We start from the raw sequence: 16,029 nt of genomic DNA on the forward strand, positions 1-16,029 counted from the left end.
AGGAATGCGCGCAGCAGATGTGAATTCCAGCTCATTGAAGATGTCGCCGCGATAGCTGGGCAGTTCAACGCCATCAATGGTTTCAGTCGGTGCGCTGCGCGGCTTGGCAAACTGGCCCGCCATGCGGCCCACTTTTACGACCGGCACTTTGGCCCCGTAGGTCAGCACCATCGCCATCTGCAGCATCACCATGAAGGTGTCGCGGATCGCGTCCGCGCTGAACTGGTCAAAGCTCTCGGCGCAGTCGCCGCCTTGCAGCAGGAAGGCTTCACCGCGCCCTGCAGCACCAAGATTCTGTTTCAAGCGGCGCGCCTCGCCGGCAAAAACCAGCGGCGGAAATTTGGAAAGCTGAGCCTCGACAGCATTCAGCGCTGCCGCATCCGTATAGTCCGGCATCTGAACCCGCGGCTTCTTGCGCCAGTCCGTTTTTTGCCATTCGCTCATGACTTTATCTCCGCATCAGAGGTCTTTAATTTGGGTTGGGTGCTCTATACAAAATCCGCACCGGGGTGGCCAGTTTAGAATTGCGCCCACTTGACCCCGGGTCCAAGCTGTGAACACGGTTTCCCGACCTGCCGCGGAGCCTGCTGCCGCGGCCCGACTTGTTTCTTGAAGGACCCTTGCAATGCAGACGCCACGCAAGCCTGCTGTTTCTGGAGTTGAGGCCGGCCAGCCGAAGAGGTTCGTCTTTGTGCTGCTCGATAAGTTCACCATGCTTTCCTACGCATCGGCCGTCGAATGCCTGCGGATTGCCAACCGGATGAATGGCGTGGACACTTATTCCTGGACCTTGATCGGTGAAGGCGGTGAAACAGTAACCTGTTCGGCCGGCACCACGTTCAATCTGGACGGTGATCTGACCGATCTGCACCGGGACGATGTGGTCATGCTGTGCTCCGGCATTGATGTGCAAGAATCCACCACCAAAAAGCTTTTGGCCTGGCTGCGCCGCGAAGCCCGTAAGGGGCTCACAATTGGCGGGCTTTGCACCGCCTCCTACACACTGGCCAAAGCGGGGCTCCTGGACGGCAAACGGGCGACCATTCACTGGGAAAACGCCGACAGCTTTGCCGAGGAATTCGATGAGGTTGACCTGACCAAATCGGTCTTTGTGATCGATGGCAACCGCCTGTCCACCGCCGGCGGCACCTCGTCCATCGATTTGATGCTCAAGCTGATCGCCAATGATCATGGCGAGGAGCTGGCCAATGCGGTGGCGGACCAGTTGATTTATTCTTCGATACGGACCGACCAGGACACGCAGCGGCTGTCGATCCCGACCCGCATCGGAGTGCGCCATCCGAAGCTGTCGATGGTGATCCAGATGATGGAAGCCAATATCGAAGAGCCGATCAGCCCGTCGGTTCTGGCGCAGGATGTCGGCATGTCCACCCGTCAGCTGGAGCGCCTGTTTCGCCGCTACCTGAACCGGTCGCCCAAGCGCTATTATATGGAGATCCGGCTGCAAAAGGCGCGCAACCTGCTGATGCAGACGGATATGAGCGTGATCAACGTGGCGCTGGCCTGCGGCTTTGCCTCACCGTCGCATTTTTCCAAATGCTACCGGGCGCATTACGACACCACCCCCTACCGCGAACGCGGCAGCAAGGCGGCAACGTACAAAGTGTGAGCCGCGCGGCCTGTCTTCCGGTCAGCGGGATAGTCTGAACACCGCGCCTTCGCTTTCCGAAGCAAACCAAATACTGCCGTCGGGCGCCTCCTGCACGTCACGGATGCGCCCGGTTGCACCGCTGCGAATCTGCTCAACTTCCTTCAGCGGCCGCTCTGAAAGGCGGGAGATATAGTCGAATTTCAGCGAGCCCACAAAGATATCTCCGCGCCACTCGGGCCACATCCGGCCGGAATAAACCATCATGCCAGACGGCGCGATGGAGGGATCCCAGTACCATTCCGGCTGCTCCATTCCGGATTTCGTGGTGCCTTCTCCGATTTTGCCACCCGAGTAATGACGCCCGTAGGAAATCACCGGCCAGCCGTAATTGGCCCCCTCGCGGACCCTGTTCACCTCATCGCCGCCTTTGGCACCGTGTTCAGCGACCCATAGATTGCCTTGAAGATCCAGCGCCATACCTTGCGGATTGCGGTGTCCGTAAGACCAGATCTCCGGCTGTGCGCCTTCCGCGCCCGCAAAGGGATTGCCGGCGGGTACCGAACCGTCGCGGTTGATCCGCACCACCGATCCCTGGTGGAGCCGCAAGTTCTGTGCACTTCGCCGGTCGCCGCGTTCGCCCAGCGAAATGAACAGGCTTCCGTCCCTTGCTTCCACCACACGGGAGCCGAAATGCCGCCCGCCCGAGGCACCGGGCACAGCTTCGAACAAAACCCGAAGACTGTTCAGGCGCATGTTGTCCGGTTTCAACCGCGCAACAGCCAAGGCGGTGCCGGCGCCGCGCCCCTGACGTTTGGCGAAGGTTAGAAAGATCTCTAGGCTTTGCGCAAAATCCCTTGGCACCATCACATCCAACAGGCCGCCCTGCCCTTCGGCGGCCACGCGAGGTGTTCCTTCAACACGTTGCTTGCGTCCCGCACTGACATGAAACAACTGCCCATCCCGTTCTGTCACCAGCAGGCTGCCGTCCGGCAGGAAATCAAATGCCCAAGGCACATCAAAGCCATCGGCCATCAGCGTTACAACAAGGTTTCCCTGGCTGGTCGGGAGTTTTTCTGCATAAGACGCAGTGTAAACAACCATCAGCACGGCGGCTGTCAAAAGGCGTGCATACTTCAGCATTGAGGTCTTTTCCTTCTTTTGATTCCCCTGTAAATCCGCGCCCGCGCTGCATCCGGGGATGCATATGGAGGTGCAGCATAAACCAAGCGGCCCAGGGAAAACTGTTCCGGTTCAATAAGACTTTTCTTTTTGAACCGGCTTGCCTAGGGTCCGATGTGAACATTTTTGTTCCAACAATGGGAGTTTTCAAATGAAGAAACTGCTGATGGCCACCGCGGCCGCTGCGCTGACGGCTGGCACTGCATTTGCCGGCGGCCATGCCAAGGAAGTCAAGCTCGGCATCCTGTTCGGTTTCACCGGCCCGATTGAATCGCTGACGCCGGCAATGGCCAGCGGCGCAGAATTGGCGATGGAGGAAGTCACCAAGTCCGGCAAACTGCTGGACAGCGCGACCGTCAGCTCTGTTCGCGCTGACAACGGCTGCGTCGACAACGGCCTGGCTGTTGCCAACGCCGAGAAAATCATCTCTGAAGGCGTCAACGGCATTGTCGGCGGCGACTGCTCCGGCGTGACAGGCGCAGTTCTGCAAAACGTGGCCATTCCGAACGGCATGGTAATGATTTCTCCTTCCGCCAGTTCTCCCGGCCTGACCACGATGGAAGACAATGGCCTGTTCTTCCGCACCACCCCTTCGGACGCGCGCCAGGGTGAAATCATGGCTGAGGTGCTGAAAGAGCGCGGCGTGTCGTCGATTGCCCTGACATACACCAACAACGACTACGGCAAAGGTCTTGCCGACTCGATCCAGGCTGCGTTCGAGGCGGCAGGCGGCGAAGTCACCATCGTTGCCGCTCACGAAGACGGCAAGGGCGACTATTCGGCTGAAGTTGGTGCGCTGGCCTCTGCAGGCGGCGATGTTCTGGTCGTTGCCGGCTATCTCGACCAAGGCGGTTTGGGCATCATCCAAGGCTCGCTGGACAGCGGAGCGTTTGACATGTTTGGCCTGCCCGACGGCATGATCGGGGATTCCCTGCCGAAAAACATCGGCCCGGACCTGGATGGGTCTTTCGGTCAAATCGCAGGTTCGGACAGCGAAGGCTCCAAGATTTTTGCTGAAATGGCCAAGGAAGCAGGCTTTGACGGCACTTCGGCTTATGCACCTGAGTCCTACGATGCGGCGGCCTTGTTCCTGCTGGCAATGCAGGCTGCCAATTCAACTGCACCTGCAGACTACATGGGCAAGGTTCTGGAAATTGCCAACGCACCGGGCGAACCCATCAATCCGGGTGAGCTGGGCAAGGCACTGGAAATTCTCGCTGCCGGCGGTGAGGTCGACTATCAGGGCGCAACCGGCGTTGAGTTGATCGGCCCAGGTGAAAGCGCAGGTTCTTACCGCGAAGTCGAAGTCAAAGGCGGCAAGATCGAAACCGTCAAATTCCGCTGATAAGCAACTGAAAACACACAGCGAAAGATCAGCCCGGGTTCCGCCCGGGCTGTTCCAAATTAAAAGCGCCGCAAAATCGCGGCAGGGGATGAAATGTCATGATCGTCGTCGAGGACTTGCATAAGCACTTCGGCGGGTTCCACGCGGTGGACGGCGCTTCGCTGGAAATCGCTAAGGGGTCCATAACCGGTTTGATCGGCCCGAACGGGGCCGGCAAAACCACTTTATTCAATGTAATCGCGGGTGTTCTGCCGCCGACCTCCGGCCGTGTCACTATGGATGGAGAAGATATCACCGGTCTGCCCCCGCACGAGCTGTTCCACAAGGGGCTGCTGCGCACCTTCCAAATCGCGCATGAGTTCTCTTCGATGACGTGCCGGGAAAACCTGATGATGGTGCCCGGCAACCAGTCGGGCGAAACCCTGTGGAACACATGGTTCGGCCGCAAGCGGATCGCCGGCGAGGAACGGGCGCTGCGGGCCAAGGCCGATGAGGTGCTGGAATTTCTCACCATCAGCCATATCGCCGATCTGAAGGCGGGCGAAATTTCGGGCGGCCAGAAAAAGCTGCTGGAACTGGGCCGCACCATGATGGTGGATGCCAAGATCGTTTTCCTGGACGAGGTTGGCGCCGGCGTGAACCGCACCCTGCTTTACACCATTGCCGACGCCATCAAGCGCCTGAATGAAGAGCGCGGTTATACCTTTGTGGTGATTGAGCATGACATGGAATTCATCGATCGCCTGTGCGACCCGGTGATCTGCATGGCTGAGGGCAAAAAACTGGCCGAGGGCACCTTGGACGAGATCAAGGCGAATGAACAGGTGATCGAGGCCTATCTGGGCACCGGCCTGAAGAACAAAGACAAGCTGGCCAAGGCTTGATGCCCTTGGCCGCGTTGCCCCCTGCATAGGGGAACGGAGCATATGAATGTCTGAACCATTTTTGATTGGCGACTGTATGACAGGCGGATACGGCAAGGGGCCGGATATCCTGCATGACTGCACGATCGCCGTGAACCCCGGCGAGATCGCCGTAATTGTTGGCCCGAACGGGGCCGGGAAATCCACCGCCATGAAGGCGGTGTTCGGGATGCTGAACGTGCACTCGGGCACGGTGCGGCTGGGTGGCGAGGATATCACCGCGCTGTCACCGCAGGACCGGGTGGTCAAGGGGATGGGGTTTGTGCCCCAGACCAGCAACATCTTCACCTCGATGACGGTGGAGGAAAACCTGGAGATGGGGGCGTTTATCCGAACGGATGATTTTTCCGGGACAATCGAGCAGATCTATAGCCTGTTCCCGATCCTTAAGGAAAAGCGCAACCAACCGGCTGGAGAGCTGTCCGGCGGCCAGCGCCAGCAAGTGGCGGTGGGCCGGGCGCTGATGACCAAACCGAAGGTTCTGATGCTGGACGAACCCACAGCGGGCGTTTCCCCCATTGTGATGGATGAGCTGTTCGACCGCATCATCGAGGTCGCCCGCACCGGGCTGCCGATCCTGATGGTGGAGCAGAACGCCAAGCAAGCGCTTGAGATTGCGGACAAAGGCTATGTTCTGGTGCAGGGGCGCAATGCCTATACCGGCACCGGCAAGGAACTGCTGGCCGATCCCGAAGTGCGCAAATCTTTCTTGGGGGGCTGATAGATGGATCTTCTGAACGCCCTTGTGGCGCTTACCAATTTTGTTGTTGTTCCCGGGTTAGCCTATGGCAGCCAACTGGCGCTTGGGGCGCTGGGGGTGACATTGATCTACGGGATCCTGCGGTTCTCGAACTTTGCCCATGGCGACACCATGGCGTTCGGCGCGATGGTCACAATCCTGGTCACCTGGATGTTCCAGTCTATGGGGATCAGCTTTGGCGTGCTGCCGACCGCGCTGCTTGCCCTGCCCTTTGGTATCCTCGGCACCATCGGCCTCGTGCTGCTGACCGACCGGACCGTCTATAAGTTCTATCGCCAGCAAAAGGCAAAACCGGTGATCTTTGTGATGGTCTCGCTCGGCGTGATGTTCATGTTGAACGGCATCGTCCGTTTCATTATCGGCCCCGGCGACCAGCGGTTTGCGGATGGCGAACGCTTCATCATCACGGCGCGCACCTTTAAACAGATGACCGGTCTGAACGAGGGCCTGGCGGTCAAGACCACCCAGGGCATCACCGTGATCACCGCGATCATCGTGGTCGCGGCGCTGTTCTGGTTCCTGAACAAAACCCGAACCGGCAAGTCCATGCGCGCCTATTCGGATAACGAGGATCTGGCGCTTTTGTCCGGTATCAACCCCGAACGGGTGGTGATGTACACCTGGATGATCGTGGCGGCGCTGGCGACCATTGCAGGCGTTCTCTATGGCCTCGACAAATCGTTCAAGCCCTTCACATATTTCCAGCTGCTGCTGCCGATCTTTGCCTCGGCCATCGTGGGCGGGCTTGGCAATCCGCTGGGCGCGATCGCGGGCGGTTTCATCATCGCTTTCTCCGAAGTGACGATCACCTATGCCTGGAAAAAGGTTCTGACCTACGGGCTGCCTGACAGCCTGTCACCAGACGGGCTGGTTCAGCTTCTTAGCACCGATTACAAGTTCGCGGTCTCTTTTGCGATCCTGATTGTCGTCCTCCTGTTCAAGCCCACCGGCCTTTTCAAAGGGAAAGCGGTATGACCGAGACCATGAAACATACCCTCCTCTTCGTCTTTGTCGGCGTGATGATCATGCTGGAAGGCATGACGGACTTCCTGTTCTTTTCCGGCTCCTGGAACTCGGCGCTGGTAATCCTGAACATGGGGCTAATCTCAGCCATCATGGCCATCGGGGTGAACATCCAATGGGGCTTTGCAGGGCTGTTCAACGTCGGCATCATGGGCTTTACCGCGCTTGGCGGGCTGGCAGTGGTGCTGACGTCAACCCCGGTGATCCCCGCAGCCTGGTCTTCGGGCGGCGTCAGTATCGTAATCGCGCTGGTCATGGGCGCGATGACTGTGGCTGCCGGGGTGATGATCACCAAATTCATGGCCCCCGGAAAATTGCGGATGCTGGTGCTGGCCGGTATCATGATTGTTGGTTTCTTTGTTTATCGTGCGATTTTTGATCCGGCGGTGGGTTCGGTGGAAGCCATCAACCCCGCGCTGCAGGGCAACATCGGCGGGTTGGGTTTGCCGGTACTGCTGTCCTGGCCTGCAGGCGGCCTGCTGGCGGCTGGCGCTGCCTGGCTAATCGGCAAAACAGCTTTGGGCCTGCGGTCCGACTATCTGGCGATTGCCACACTGGGCATTGCCGAGATCATCATTGCCGTGCTCAAGAACGAGGATTGGCTGTCGCGCGGTGTCAAAAACGTCGTCGGCCTGCCTCGTCCGCTGCCTTATGAGGTGGATCTGCAGAACGATCCTGGATTTGTGGAAAGCGCTGCAGGACTTGGCCTCGATCCGGTTCTGGCCTCGACCATCTACGTCAAGGCAGGATATGCGCTGATGTTCACCGTGGTGCTTTTGGCTTTGTTGTGGATGGCACAGATGGCCCTCAAAAGCCCCTGGGGCCGGATGATGCGCGCGATCCGCGACAATGAAACCGCAGCTGAGGCGATGGGTAAGGATGTCACCCGCCGCCATTTGCAGATTTTTGTGCTAGGATCTGCCATTTGCGGCATTGCCGGTGCAATGATGACGACGCTCGATAGTCAGTTGACGCCTGGAACGTATAATCCGCTGCGCTTCACTTTCCTGATTTGGGTGATGGTGATTGTCGGCGGTTCCGGTAACAACTTCGGCGCAGTACTGGGCGGCATGCTGATCTGGTTCTTCTGGATCAAGGTGGAGCCGATGGGCATCCTTCTGATGGAAGTTGTCACCTCTGGAATGGCCGAAGGCAGCGCTCTGAAGGCGCATCTGGTAGAGAGCGCCTCGCACATGCGGCTGTTCACGATGGGCCTGATACTGCTGCTTGTTCTCAGGTTCAGCCCGCGCGGTTTGATTCCAGAAAAATGAAACAAGCGCCGCCCGGCAGATACGGGCGGCGCTCTTTGCTTCTTTCTGGTGGAGAATACTCCCGCCGGAGGCATGGGTTTGGCGACAGCCGAACCCGTTTTCGTTTGTTCAGCGCCCTTTGAAAAGGCTGCCGAGAATGCCGCGGACAATCCGGCGCCCGGTCGTGCCCTTCAGTTCCTTGATCACCGCTTCCGACATTGCCGAGGTGAAGCTGTCCTTCTTGCGGGCGACCTTGGCTGAAGACCGGCTGACCCGGGAACCGGAATACCGGCGGGCCGCGTTGAATTCCCGCGTCATCGGCTGGGGAGCTTCTTCTGCCGCAACCTCGGATGCTTCCGCTTCCTGCGCTGCCGCCGCCGCGCGCTGTGCCAGGATTTCATAAGCTGACCGCCGGTCCAGCGGTTGATCGTATTTTCCCGCCATGTCCGACGCTTTCAGCATGGCCGTCCGCTCCTGCACTGCAACCGGTCCGAGCTGGGTACTTGGCGGGCGGATCATCGTGCGTTCCACTACGCCCGGAACCCCCTTTTTCTGCAGCATTGAGGTGACGGCTTCCCCCACGCCAACCTCGCGAATGGCCTCCCCGGTGGAAAAACGCGGGTTTTCGCGATAGGTTTCCGCCGCCAGTTTCAGGTTCCTGCGGTCCTTGGCAGTAAAGGCGCGCAGTGCGTGCTGGATGCGGTTGCCAAGCTGGCCGAGGATATCCTCCGGCACATCGGCAGGGTTCTGGGTGATGAAATAGATCCCCACTCCTTTGGACCGGATCAGCCGCGCCACCTGTTCAACCTTGTCGATCAGCGCCTTCGGAGCGTCCTCGAACAGCAGATGCGCCTCGTCAAAGAAAAAAACCAACCGCGGCTTCTCAGGGTCTCCGACCTCGGGAAGTTCCTCGAACAGTTCGCTCAGCAGCCACAAAAGGAAAGTGGAATAAAGCCCCGGTGCGGCCATCAGCTTGTCCGCGGCCAGAATATTGATCATGCCTTTACCAGTCGCGTCACAGCGCATCAGGTCGCTTAGCGCCAGCGCCGGCTCCCCGAACAACCGGTCTCCGCCCTGGTTCTCCAGCACAAGAAGCCGCCGCTGAATGGCCCCGATCGAAGCGGACGAGACATTGCCGTACCGCAGTGACAGATGCGACCGGTTTTCACCGATCCAGACCAGCAATGCCTGCAAGTCCTTCAAATCCAACAGCGGCAGCGCTTCCTCATCCGCAAGCCGGAAAGCGATGTTCAGTATGCCTTCCTGGGCTTCGCTCAACTCAAGCAGGCGGGACAGCAGCAACGGCCCCATTTCCGCAACCGTCGTGCGCACGGGATGGCCCTGTGCCCCATAAAGGTCCCAAAAGGTCACCGGGCAAGCGTGATAAATGTAGTCCGCAAAGCCGATTTTTTCCGCCCGGCTGGTGAAGGCGCCATGCAGTTTGTGGTCTGCCGAGCCCGATTTGGCCAGGCCGGACAGATCTCCCTTTACATCCGCCAGAATCACCGGCACGCCTGCGTTTGAAAATCCTTCAGCCAGGATTTGCAACGTTACCGTCTTACCGGTGCCGGTTGCGCCGGCAATCAGCCCGTGCCGATTGGCATACCTCAATGCCAGCCCTTGCGGCACACCGTAATCCTCACCGCCGCCACCTAGAAAAATGCTGTCTGCCATGCCTGTCCCCTGCCTTTCCTTGTCCCTGTGGATAACAATACAACCTTAACTTTTCAGTGCGATAGTCAATCTTGCCCGCCCCTGCGAATGCGGTTGCCGTGGCGGACATTTCCTCCCTGTCAGACTGGCCGTGCCTTGTGCACGGCCTTCTTTTACCTGGAAACTGCCGGGAATTCGGGCATTCAACACCGCAAAACTCCCGCAAACCCAGTGATGTCCAACAAATACGAGCTGCATTACATTTTTTTGAACTTGCATGTTGACCGATGGACGGCCCTTTCGTAACGTCCTACGCAATAACTAAGTCGGCCAGTCCGACGGGGAGACACAACACGAAAAAGGGGGCCATCGGGTTCCCTTTTTTGTGCGGATACAGTGACTTCCGGGCTTGAAACATTTTGAGCGGATTCCCCCTGATCACTTGTTATCGGCCTGACACCACCTGGCCGGCGTGTTAGACGAAAACCCAGCGTCTTTAGAAAAATGAGGCATTCATGTTGAAGTCCCTGACCCCGATCACGCTTGCCGCAGTGCTGGCCATGAGCGCCCCGCTGGCGGCGCAAGAAACAGCCGCGGAAGAGACCGCGGGGGCGGAATCTGCTGAGCAGACAGAGCAAACGGAATCCACCGCAGATCAGCTGCTGGACCTGGGCGAACCGGTCGCCGACGGCCCCCGGGCTGGCGACCGCTACTCCAAGGAAAAACACGGTGACTGGGATCTGGCCTGCATCAAAACCGAAAGCGGCACCGATCCCTGCTCGCTGCTGCAGGTGCTGGCAGGCCCGCAAGGCAACCCGATAGCCGAAGTATCGTTGTTCCGTATCGATCAGCAGGGCGGCCAAGCCGTTGCCGGGGCCACCGTCATTGTGCCGCTGGAAACCCTGCTGCCTGCCGCGCTGACAATCTCGATCGATGGTGCGCCGGCCAAACGCTACAACTATTCCTTTTGCAATCCGCTGGGCTGCGTGGCGCAGATCGGCTTGACCCAGGGCGATATCGACGCCTTCCGGAAAGGCAAGGAAGCTGTCCTGTCGCTGCGCCCGGCGCCGGCACCGGATCAGATAGTGGAGATGAAACTGTCTCTGAGCGGCTTCACCGCCGGCTTTGACGTAGTGGATGTGGTCAAGCAATAAGCCGCGATTTCAGTCAGGAGATAGAAAACGCCGCGCTCCTTTTGGGCCGCGGCGTTTTGAATGTCGGGGGTCAGATCCTGCGAAGCGCCAGCACCGCATTGAGCCCGCCAAAAGCAAAAGCGTTGGACAGCGCCACGTCAACTTTGGCTTCCCGGGCCTCGTTCGGCACCACATCCAGCGCACATTCCGGGTCGGGTTCTTCATAGCCGATCGTTGGCGCAATCACCCCGTCGCGCAGCGCCATGATGCAGGCCAGAAGCTCCACCGCGCCGGTGCCGCCAATCAGATGGCCATGCATGGATTTGGTGGAGGAGATCATCAGTCTGTCCGCATGCGGACCGAACACATCTGCCACGGCCGCGCATTCGGTCTTGTCATTGGCCGCTGTGCCGGTGCCGTGGGCATTGATATATCCAACATCCGAAGCATCCGCGTGCGCATCCTGCAGCGCGCCGGAAATCGCTCTGGCGGCCCCCTGCTTGCTGGGCATCACGATGTCGGCAGCGTCCGAGGACATGGCAAAGCCAATCACTTCGCACAGAATTTCAGCACCGCGCGCCCTGGCATGCTCATATTCCTCGAACACGAAAATACCTGCGCCCTCACCCTGCACCATGCCATTCCGGTTGGCACTGAACGGACGGCAGGCGTCCTTGGACATCACCCTCAGACCTTCCCAGGCCTTGACCCCGCCAAAGCACAGCATGGATTCAGAGCCGCCGGAAATCATCACCGGACTCATGCCTGAACGCACCATCTGGAACGCTTGCGCCATTGCATGGTTGGAAGAGGCGCAGGCCGTGGACACAGTGAAACTGGGCCCCTTGAGGTTAAACTGCATTGACACATGACCGGCTGCCGCATTGTTCATCAGCTTGGGCACAACAAAGGGATGCACCCGGTTCTTGCCGTCCTCGTAAACGCTGCGGTAGTTCTCATCCAGCGTCTGCATGCCGCCGCCGGAATTGCCCAGAACCACGCCGGCCTTGGCCGACAGATCGCCGTGGAACTCCAGACCTGATTGCTCAATCGCTTCTTTGGCAGCAGTAAGAGTGAACTGAGTGAACCGGTCATAAAGGCTTATCTGCTGCCGGTTGAACCGTCCCTCAGCCTCGAAACCGCGGACCTGGCCACCGATGCGGATCGCCAACCGGTCCACATCGCGGAACTGCAGCTCTCCGATGCCGCAGCGGCCTTCGCGCATGGCCTCCAAAGTAGCGGCGACGGAATGGCCAAGGGCATTGATGGTGCCAGCCCCGGTGATGACGACGCGTTTCATCGATTATATCACGCTTTTTCCAAGATCAGCTTGTCGATGCCTGCAACGATTGCCGCGACATTGGAAATGTTGAAATCACTGTTTTCGGGTTCGTTAGCGTTGAAGGGAATAGAAACATCAAACTCTTCTTCAATGGCAAAGATGCTTTCAACCAGGCCTAGGCTGTCGATGCCCAGATCCTCCAACGTGCTGTCAAGGGTCACATCCGACGGCTCAAGAACCGCCTGTTCAGCAATAATTGCAATGACCTTGTCCTGCGTGCTCATTTAGAAACCCCCGACGTTTTAGCTTAGGCTGATGTAGTTATTCCGCCGTTACTTGAAAACAGCCTTTTTTAACAATTCGATGTCACGCATCAAACGCGGCAGGCGGCGCTGTGCTTTGTACATCTCAGTATGAGTTTCCATTTTGACGCTGGGATAGCCCATGATGACCCGGCCGGCCGGGACGTTTGATAGGATCTTGGTGCCGCCGCCGGCGATCACCCCGTCACCGATGAAAATATTGTCGACCACGCCGCATTGGCCGCCCAGCACCACGTTGTTGCCAATATCGACCGAGCCGGAGATACCTGTCTGGCCGCAGAGCAGGCAGTCATTGCCGACCCGCGTGTTGTGCCCGACATGCACAAGGTTATCGAGTTTGCTGCCGCTGCCGATCACCGTGTCACGTATAGTGCCGTTGTCCAGCGTGCAGTTAGAGCCGATTTCCACGTCATCGCCAATGGTGACAGCGCCTAAAGAATGGATACGGACCCAGGCCTGTGCCTTGGCTTCACCCTGATCACCCAATGTCTTACGGGCGTTTTCAGCGCCTGAGACCTCAGGTGTGACGTAGGAAAATCCGTCGCCACCCACCCGGGCGCCGGGCTGGGCACGAAAGCGCTTGCCGATGATTGCACGGGCTCCGACCGAAACCATTTCGCGCAGAATGGCATCCTCGCCAATGACGACATCCGTTCCGATGTAACAGTGCGGACCGATGATCGAACGGTCACCGATTTTTGCACCTGCACCGACGACAGCCAGCGGGCCCACGGTCACGTCTTCGCCAAGGACAGCCGCGGGATCGATGACGGCCGAGGGGTGGATGCCAGGAGGGATGCCCTGCCCGCGGTCCAGCATTGCAGTAACGCCGGACAAGGTCATACGCGGCCGCGGAGCAAAGATGACGGCCTTCAACCCAAAAGACTGCCAATCCGCCCCCTCCCACAGAACCGCGGCCTGTGCATTGCCTGTTTGCAGGCCTTCGGCATATTTCGGGGCCATGGCCATGGCGATCTGACCCGTATGGGCATCCTGCGGTTCCGCCGCGCCTGCAATTTGCAGATCCAGGTCGCCCTGGGCCTCGGCTCCCAGGGACTCAGCGATCTGGCGGATTGTGAACATGTCAGGCCCTTTCAGAATAATCCTGTGTGGGCCTTGTATTTACCCCTGAACGCCGGGCAGCACCACCCCCGCCCGCTCCAGCGCCGCCCAAACCTTGGCGTCGCGGCCATAGACATCGCGGCGAAACTCAGCGCGGCCTTTACGCGTTACAACCGCCGTTCGGTAGATGATATGAACAGGCACTTTTTGCTCCAACGCTACTTTGGTTTCCTTGCCACTGCTCAGGATGCGGTGGAAGAAATCCTTGGGGTTTTCGCTCTGCTTTGCCAGCAGCGCATAAGCAAATTCAAACGGTTGCGCCAGACGGATACAGCCGTGCGAGAAAGCCCGTACTTCTCGGGCAAACAGACTCTTCTGCGGGGTGTCGTGCAAATAGATGTTGTATTTGTTCGGGAACATGAACTTGACCAGCCCCAACGCATTGCGGCTGCTCGGAGGCTGGCGCATGGAAAACGGGAAGTTCCGTGCCGTATACTGGGAAAAATCAGCGGACCCGCGGTTCACAACCCGGCCACGCCGGTCGGTGATCTGGATATGGCCGACTGCATTGGGGTTGCTCTGCAGCTTGGGCAAATACTCCTTTGTGATGATCGAGCGCGGCACGTACCAGCTAGGATTGATCACCATATGCTCCATCTCATCCGAGAACTCGGGGCTGCGGCGGTCATGCGTGTTCTTGCCGATCACAGATCGCGTTTCGAAGGTCACATCACCGTTGTCAACGATCTTGGCAGTGAAATCAGTCTGGTTGACCAGAATGTGCCGTTCGCCGCGGTCGGGTTGAAGCCAGCGCTCGCGCTCCATCGCGACAATGATGGATTTCAAGCGGTTGGAGACGGGTTTGTTTACCTCGGTGATTGTACCGGCACCCGCCACGCCGTCAGTCTCTAAACCATGATCGGATTGGAAGCTTTGCACAGCCTTTTCCAGTGCCGCGTCATAGCTACGTGCAGCACTCCGCTGCAGATAACCCATCGCCATCAGCCGGTTCCGCAGGGCAATAACAGCGGGACCCTGATCGCCGGGTTCCAGCTTCTTGGCATTGACAGCCGGCCCCCAGCCACCGGCCGCAAGGATCTGCTCCAGCCGCAGTTTTTCGCGCATCAAGCCACGGTATTGAGGTGACACCGGCACCAAGCTGCGCATATAGGCGTAAGGCTGTTGATCCCGGATGCCGGCCAAAAAGCTGGAACCGTCAACCGTGTGTTTCTTGCGCACCATGCCACCGTCGATCCGCGACGGCACCAGCAGGCCGGTTTGCAGGTCTGTCGCATAATCCACCAGTGCCTGGCTCAGCGCGGCCTCGATGGAACCGATGTCCCGCGTGGTGCGGACGCCGCGCATCTGCTGCATCAGCGCGCTGACTTCAGCAGAGCGGTCCGGCAGCCCGTGGGCGCTGGTTTCGTTCAAGGCTGCCAACAGAGCGTTCCGGCGCTGGCGCGACGCCTCATCTCCACCAGTCCAAATCGCCTGATATCCGTTATCACGGTAGAATCTGGCCACAGGATCGCTGCCGGAGGCCGCTTCAGCGACCGCTTGGCGGAAAGCCGCCGAGATTTCAGCCTGCGCTGAACTGGCAACAGTCCCGGCGGTCAGGCCGCCCAATGCCAGGGCAAACAGCCCCGCTTTGATCCCCGGCATAAAGTTTCCTGCGGATGCGCGCGTCATAATATCCGGTCCTTGAGCCGATTTTTTCCAATCTTAGCGGTGCCTACCTGAAATTCTGGTAAATGCCAGCCGGTGTTGTCCATTCACAAATGCGAAAAATTAACATTGATGCACCGATGCCGCGTCTAAGAAGCCCTGCAACTACAGTCTTGGGGAAAAGTTCCCTGGCCCTCCCCTTTTGCGCAAGAAATTGCCGAAAAAGGGGCGTTCCGTTATAGCGCGGCAAAGAAATGTTGGAACCTGAATCACGCTGTGCCATACATGCCGCACGTTAACTAAGACCGTTGGCGAGCCCGTAACATCGGGCGATTAGGCAGGACTAGAATCGTACGGGACGGCGCAGTGAAAATGGCGAAAACCACGGGCACGGGTATCTCCCGGCGTTCTCTTTTGGGTGTGTTTGCTGCAACCGCAGTGGCAGCAGCCCCGACTTTTTCCAACGCAGCAGGCTTTCTACGCGGCGGCGGCGATATCCGCAGGATCCGCATGTACTCTGGCCGCACTGGTGAACGCTTGGACATGGTTTATTGGATTGATGGCCAGTACATCAAAGATGCAGTGAAGGAAGTCAATCACTTCATGCGCGATTGGCGGACTGATCAAGTCAAGGATATGGACCTGCGCACCATAGATATCATGGCCGCTTCGCACAATCTGCTGGATGTGAACGAACCGTATATGCTGTTGTCCGGCTACCGCAGCCCGAAAACCAATGCAATGCTGCGCAGCCGCTCACGCGGGGTCGCCAAGAACTCCCTGCATATGCGCGGCCAAGCCGCCGATCTGCGGCTGGCC

15 protein-coding genes are annotated in these 16,029 nt (G+C 58.7%); 8 read left to right on the plus strand and 7 right to left on the minus strand.

Going from position 1 to position 16,029, the window contains the following annotated elements:
* A partial coding sequence (locus tag VOI29_RS13250; protein ID WP_323779453.1) for a 3-deoxy-7-phosphoheptulonate synthase occupies nucleotides 1-444 on the minus strand: 444 nt, incomplete at its 3' end.
* A gap of 181 nt (nucleotides 445-625) precedes the next feature.
* On the opposite strand from VOI29_RS13250, the gene VOI29_RS13255 reads away from it, so the two are divergent.
* Entirely contained in the window at nucleotides 626-1,630 is a 1,005-nt protein-coding gene (locus tag VOI29_RS13255) for a GlxA family transcriptional regulator (protein WP_323779455.1), read from the plus strand.
* Nucleotides 1,631-1,651: 21 nt separating this feature from the next.
* Here the strand turns inward: VOI29_RS13255 and VOI29_RS13260 are convergent, their stop codons facing one another.
* On the minus strand, nucleotides 1,652-2,713 hold the full coding sequence (locus tag VOI29_RS13260; RefSeq protein ID WP_416361525.1) for a PQQ-dependent sugar dehydrogenase: 1,062 nt from the start codon (nucleotides 2,711-2,713) through the stop codon (nucleotides 1,652-1,654).
* Between the two features lie 229 nt (nucleotides 2,714-2,942).
* Here VOI29_RS13260 and VOI29_RS13265 point away from each other — a divergent pair, with 229 nt between their 5' ends.
* From VOI29_RS13265 to VOI29_RS13285, 5 genes are all read left to right on the plus strand, one after another.
* Complete coding sequence (locus tag VOI29_RS13265; protein WP_323779459.1) at nucleotides 2,943-4,136, plus strand: ABC transporter substrate-binding protein; 1,194 nt, start codon at nucleotides 2,943-2,945, stop codon at nucleotides 4,134-4,136.
* A gap of 98 nt (nucleotides 4,137-4,234) precedes the next feature.
* Nucleotides 4,235-5,020, plus strand: a complete 786-nt coding sequence (locus VOI29_RS13270) for an ABC transporter ATP-binding protein (protein WP_323779461.1) — start codon at nucleotides 4,235-4,237, stop codon at nucleotides 5,018-5,020.
* 46 nt (nucleotides 5,021-5,066) lie between these two features.
* On the plus strand, nucleotides 5,067-5,780 hold the full coding sequence (locus VOI29_RS13275) for an ABC transporter ATP-binding protein (RefSeq protein WP_323779463.1): 714 nt from the start codon (nucleotides 5,067-5,069) through the stop codon (nucleotides 5,778-5,780).
* Between the two features lie 3 nt (nucleotides 5,781-5,783).
* Nucleotides 5,784-6,794, plus strand: a complete 1,011-nt coding sequence (locus tag VOI29_RS13280; protein ID WP_323779465.1) for a branched-chain amino acid ABC transporter permease — start codon at nucleotides 5,784-5,786, stop codon at nucleotides 6,792-6,794.
* Entirely contained in the window at nucleotides 6,791-8,113 is a 1,323-nt protein-coding gene (locus VOI29_RS13285) for a branched-chain amino acid ABC transporter permease (protein ID WP_323779467.1), read from the plus strand. The genes VOI29_RS13280 and VOI29_RS13285 overlap by 4 nt, the downstream gene beginning before the upstream one ends.
* A 108-nt stretch (nucleotides 8,114-8,221) precedes the next feature.
* Here the strand turns inward: VOI29_RS13285 and VOI29_RS13290 are convergent, their stop codons facing one another.
* Nucleotides 8,222-9,766 (minus strand): helicase HerA-like domain-containing protein, encoded by a 1,545-nt coding sequence (locus tag VOI29_RS13290; protein WP_323779469.1) that lies wholly within the window; start codon nucleotides 9,764-9,766, stop codon nucleotides 8,222-8,224.
* Between the two features lie 494 nt (nucleotides 9,767-10,260).
* Between VOI29_RS13290 and VOI29_RS13295 the strand changes: the two genes are divergently transcribed.
* Nucleotides 10,261-10,899 (plus strand): invasion associated locus B family protein, encoded by a 639-nt coding sequence (locus VOI29_RS13295; protein WP_323779470.1) that lies wholly within the window; start codon nucleotides 10,261-10,263, stop codon nucleotides 10,897-10,899.
* 70 nt (nucleotides 10,900-10,969) lie between these two features.
* On the opposite strand, the gene VOI29_RS13300 is transcribed toward VOI29_RS13295, so the two are convergent.
* Genes VOI29_RS13300 through VOI29_RS13315 form a run of 4 tightly spaced genes read right to left on the minus strand, consistent with a single transcriptional unit; the run spans nucleotide 10,970 to nucleotide 15,234 of the window.
* Complete coding sequence (locus VOI29_RS13300; protein WP_323779472.1) at nucleotides 10,970-12,178, minus strand: beta-ketoacyl-[acyl-carrier-protein] synthase family protein; 1,209 nt, start codon at nucleotides 12,176-12,178, stop codon at nucleotides 10,970-10,972.
* Between the two features lie 8 nt (nucleotides 12,179-12,186).
* Complete coding sequence (locus VOI29_RS13305) at nucleotides 12,187-12,444, minus strand: acyl carrier protein (RefSeq protein WP_024089920.1); 258 nt, start codon at nucleotides 12,442-12,444, stop codon at nucleotides 12,187-12,189.
* 48 nt (nucleotides 12,445-12,492) lie between these two features.
* A complete protein-coding gene (gene lpxD / locus VOI29_RS13310) occupies nucleotides 12,493-13,566 on the minus strand; it encodes a UDP-3-O-(3-hydroxymyristoyl)glucosamine N-acyltransferase (protein ID WP_323779474.1) in 1,074 nt (357 codons plus the stop codon).
* Between the two features lie 39 nt (nucleotides 13,567-13,605).
* Nucleotides 13,606-15,234 carry a L,D-transpeptidase family protein gene (locus VOI29_RS13315; RefSeq protein ID WP_323779476.1) on the minus strand — a complete coding sequence of 543 codons (1,629 nt, stop codon included), beginning with the start codon at nucleotides 15,232-15,234 and terminating at the stop codon, nucleotides 13,606-13,608.
* Nucleotides 15,235-15,582: 348 nt separating this feature from the next.
* Between VOI29_RS13315 and VOI29_RS13320 the strand changes: the two genes are divergently transcribed.
* Nucleotides 15,583-16,029, plus strand: a 447-nt coding sequence (locus tag VOI29_RS13320; RefSeq protein ID WP_323779478.1) for a YcbK family protein, incomplete at its 3' end; no start/stop codon positions are given.

The sequence above is a fragment of the Leisingera sp. genome (assembly GCF_034669605.1).
Lineage (GTDB): Bacteria > Pseudomonadota > Alphaproteobacteria > Rhodobacterales > Rhodobacteraceae > Leisingera.

Bases quoted from the DNA above. Each gene is read 5' to 3' on its own strand.
- VOI29_RS13255 (WP_323779455.1), top strand. From the start codon at position 626: ATGCAGACGCCACGCAAGCCTGCTGTTTCTGGAGTTGAGGCCGGCCAG.
- VOI29_RS13260 (WP_416361525.1), bottom strand. From the start codon at position 2,713: ATGGTTGTTTACACTGCGTCTTATGCAGAAAAACTCCCGACCAGCCAG.
- VOI29_RS13265 (WP_323779459.1), top strand. From the start codon at position 2,943: ATGAAGAAACTGCTGATGGCCACCGCGGCCGCTGCGCTGACGGCTGGC.
- VOI29_RS13270 (WP_323779461.1), top strand. From the start codon at position 4,235: ATGATCGTCGTCGAGGACTTGCATAAGCACTTCGGCGGGTTCCACGCG.
- VOI29_RS13275 (WP_323779463.1), top strand. From the start codon at position 5,067: ATGTCTGAACCATTTTTGATTGGCGACTGTATGACAGGCGGATACGGC.
- VOI29_RS13280 (WP_323779465.1), top strand. From the start codon at position 5,784: ATGGATCTTCTGAACGCCCTTGTGGCGCTTACCAATTTTGTTGTTGTT.
- VOI29_RS13285 (WP_323779467.1), top strand. From the start codon at position 6,791: ATGACCGAGACCATGAAACATACCCTCCTCTTCGTCTTTGTCGGCGTG.
- VOI29_RS13290 (WP_323779469.1), bottom strand. From the start codon at position 9,766: ATGGCAGACAGCATTTTTCTAGGTGGCGGCGGTGAGGATTACGGTGTG.
- VOI29_RS13295 (WP_323779470.1), top strand. From the start codon at position 10,261: ATGTTGAAGTCCCTGACCCCGATCACGCTTGCCGCAGTGCTGGCCATG.
- VOI29_RS13300 (WP_323779472.1), bottom strand. From the start codon at position 12,178: ATGAAACGCGTCGTCATCACCGGGGCTGGCACCATCAATGCCCTTGGC.
- VOI29_RS13305 (WP_024089920.1), bottom strand. From the start codon at position 12,444: ATGAGCACGCAGGACAAGGTCATTGCAATTATTGCTGAACAGGCGGTT.
- lpxD (WP_323779474.1), bottom strand. From the start codon at position 13,566: ATGTTCACAATCCGCCAGATCGCTGAGTCCCTGGGAGCCGAGGCCCAG.
- VOI29_RS13315 (WP_323779476.1), bottom strand. From the start codon at position 15,234: ATGACGCGCGCATCCGCAGGAAACTTTATGCCGGGGATCAAAGCGGGG.